This is a genomic window from Mesorhizobium sp. M5C.F.Ca.ET.164.01.1.1 (assembly GCF_004792125.1).
GTDB classification, from domain to species: domain Bacteria; phylum Pseudomonadota; class Alphaproteobacteria; order Rhizobiales; family Rhizobiaceae; genus Mesorhizobium; species Mesorhizobium wenxiniae.
On sequence record NZ_SRTG01000333.1, the window covers coordinates 1 to 333 of the forward strand.

General features: G+C 66.1%; 1 protein-coding gene. It reads right to left on the minus strand.

The window, feature by feature from the left end; genetic code table 11:
• Positions 1-295 (minus strand): SDR family NAD(P)-dependent oxidoreductase (locus EN807_RS33705; RefSeq protein WP_135938030.1); only part of this gene is annotated, 295 nt, incomplete at its 3' end.
• Positions 296-333 lie beyond the last annotated feature (38 nt).

Here is a 333-nt window from a genome sequence, read left to right on the forward strand (position 1 = left end):
TGAGGATCTCGCCGCCGACATAGGAGCCGGCATTGGCATGGAAGATGTCGAGCTGACCGGCCTTGTCGAGGATGCCGGGCAGCATGGTCGCCACGCTGGCGGGACTGGTGAGGTCGACCACCAGCGGGATCGCGTTGTCGCCGAGTTCGCCGACAATCTCCTTGAGCTTGTCCCCTGCCCTGTCGACCAGCACGACGCGGGCGCCCGCCGCCAGCATGGCCCTGGCGCATTCGAGGCCGATGCCCGATGCCGCGCCGGTGACTGCGGCGACTGTTCCCGAAAGATCTTGAGCCATGTGTACCCTTCTCGTTTCAATGGATCAGGCGCGGCCGG